Source organism: Lentibacillus sp. L22 (genome assembly GCF_040812445.1).
Taxonomy (GTDB): domain Bacteria; phylum Bacillota; class Bacilli; order Bacillales; family Amphibacillaceae; genus Lentibacillus_C; species Lentibacillus_C daqui.
Genome location: NZ_JBFNXI010000093.1, coordinates 1 through 2,095, shown reverse-complemented (window position 1 = coordinate 2,095; position 2,095 = coordinate 1). Strand labels below are relative to the sequence as shown.

The following is a 2,095-nucleotide window of genomic DNA, read 5'->3' as shown; positions in this document are numbered from 1 at the left end:
ATGAGTTCTCCTTATAATTTGGGATTTGGACAGGACTACCATTCCCTTATTATAAGGTTTTTTTATAGACTTTTGTAGTGAAAACTCCCATTATTCCTAATGTCCCAACTAAATATTTTTCTTGACATTTGTAGAAAAACTTTATGCAACGCTAGTGCTACTTTATAAACGCGATTCGGGAGTATCCAAAATAAAAACGGGAATATTATTTTCCAAAAAGACCCCCATAAATCCAGTATATATACTTCCCCATCGATTGTTAACATTCGATATCTAAGAATTTTTGGTATATCTCGTACTTCACAATTCATTCGAGGATTCCTCATTTCATTTGATTGATTGCATTAAGAAAACGGATTAATAAAATCAAGGCCACTTTTTAAGGCATCGCTGGCACTATCGATCATATTACAGCTCCCTTTATTACATCGTTCTTGAAATAATTAATACCGCCGGTTAATTCGTCAACTTTACTACCAACCGCTAAAGTGGACCCTATTGTCAAGACACAGATTTTTATAAGTTCAGGTGGGCTGAAATATTATTTGCCCAAATTATAGGATGCCCATCAATGGATACATATTATTTTTACGTTAAGTTGGGGGCGTGTCAAGAGCGAGTGGAGCGAGTGATATACTCCATGAGACGCTGTCCCGAAAGAATGAACTAGTGCGCTTAAGTGCTACGATTTTCTTGATGAAATAAGCATTCGGAGTTTGATAACCTAGGATGTATTACTTGTGAAAATACAAATGGTGATTTTTCATGCAGTAAGACATACAGGGGGAGGGTATTGATTCTTCATTTCTTATGGCAAGCATTACCAAGCTATTTACCACCACCTGTATTTTTATTTTGAAGGAACAAGATAGACTGTCATTGGATGATAAAGTAACCAAATACTTTCATGAAGATACATTACGTAACCTTCATATTTATAAGGATGGAGAGTATTCAAGGGAACTTACACTCTCAAATTTATTGTTTCAAACAAGTGGATTGCCGGATGTTTTGAAGAGGGGCGATCAAAGATTTCCAGAACCCATACTTAATCTATGTCTAAAATTAATCCCTCGAAAAATGATGAATCCTTCTAAAACCTGTTTTGGACTCTCGACTATTATGTAATAAACATTACCTTTATCATTCAATCAGTCCGAATAAATGGAATTCCCCATACTTCTACATACTTTTTAATCAAAAAAAATACTAAATAACCAACACACGCAAAAATAAACGTTGGAACGCTAAAAAGCGGACTAATAAACTCTCCCATCGAACGATTTTCGATAAATGTATCGTAAGGAAGGTTTTTTCGATACATAATTGGAATAAATCGTTTACCTTTGTACCTATTGTATGTAGCCGACGAAACGTTCTTTTTTGTTTTATACAATGTACCATCTTTATCTGTGTATTGATAGGTTAATGTGTACGTAACAATAGGAACTTTCGGATTAGCTATTCGTTCTTTTTCATATTTAAGTAACTCTGCAGCCGCATTCGTTTTTCCAAAGGGTACCACTTTATACACAACATTTTTCACAACTAGCAAAAGCAGCATTGACAATGACAAGATAAAAATGATCATTCCCACTCGTTTAAGTATATCAAGTTGTTTTTTATTTCTTGTAAAAGGCGTCACTATAACATTTTTAAATTGTTCTTTCCTTTCGTCAATCCATTTAAACCATCTCATCTGTCCAAATATTTCAGATGCAAACATGTAAACCAAAGCAAACAACAAACATAAAAATAACATCGTAATCATCGAGGCCAACAGAAAATCTTTAAGGGAGATTTGATTAAAAAACGTTTTAAATGTATCGCCTTTTTCTAGTTAAAGAAAATCATTCTTAAAAATGCGCTGTATATTTCCGTTCGATAAATGTACGTAATATTGAGGCCCGAAATAGAGGCCTTTACTTGTGTAAGCATCTTCAACAAGCCCCACTTCATTTTCTTCAAATAATTTCGGTATATTGGAGGCAATTACTGTAATAACCGTTAACAATAAAAATGAAAATAGTAACTCAACTTTCGCAGAGTAAAAATGACATCTAACCTTTATCTGGTAAAGTACTTTTGGAAATTC

4 protein-coding genes are annotated in these 2,095 nt (G+C 33.7%); 1 reads left to right on the top strand and 3 read right to left on the bottom strand.

Translation table 11 applies throughout. From position 1 onward, the window contains the following. Window positions 1-62: 62 nt before the first annotated feature. A complete protein-coding gene (locus tag ABRT01_RS18160) occupies window positions 63-311 on the bottom strand; it encodes a DUF443 family protein (protein ID WP_367749180.1) in 249 nt (82 codons plus the stop codon). 499 nt (window positions 312-810) lie between these two features. Between ABRT01_RS18160 and ABRT01_RS18155 the strand changes: the two genes are divergently transcribed. Next, the gene (locus tag ABRT01_RS18155; RefSeq protein ID WP_367749177.1) at window positions 811-1,128 is read left to right on the top strand and encodes a serine hydrolase; all 318 of its coding nucleotides are present in this window, start codon (window positions 811-813) and stop codon (window positions 1,126-1,128) included. Window positions 1,129-1,147: 19 nt separating this feature from the next. Here ABRT01_RS18155 and ABRT01_RS18150 read toward each other — a convergent pair whose 3' ends face one another. Then, window positions 1,148-1,762, bottom strand: coding sequence for a hypothetical protein (locus ABRT01_RS18150; RefSeq protein WP_367749174.1), 615 nt, complete (start codon window positions 1,760-1,762; stop codon window positions 1,148-1,150). 78 nt (window positions 1,763-1,840) lie between these two features. Then, a partial coding sequence (locus ABRT01_RS18145; protein WP_367749171.1) for a hypothetical protein occupies window positions 1,841-2,095 on the bottom strand: 255 nt, incomplete at its 5' end.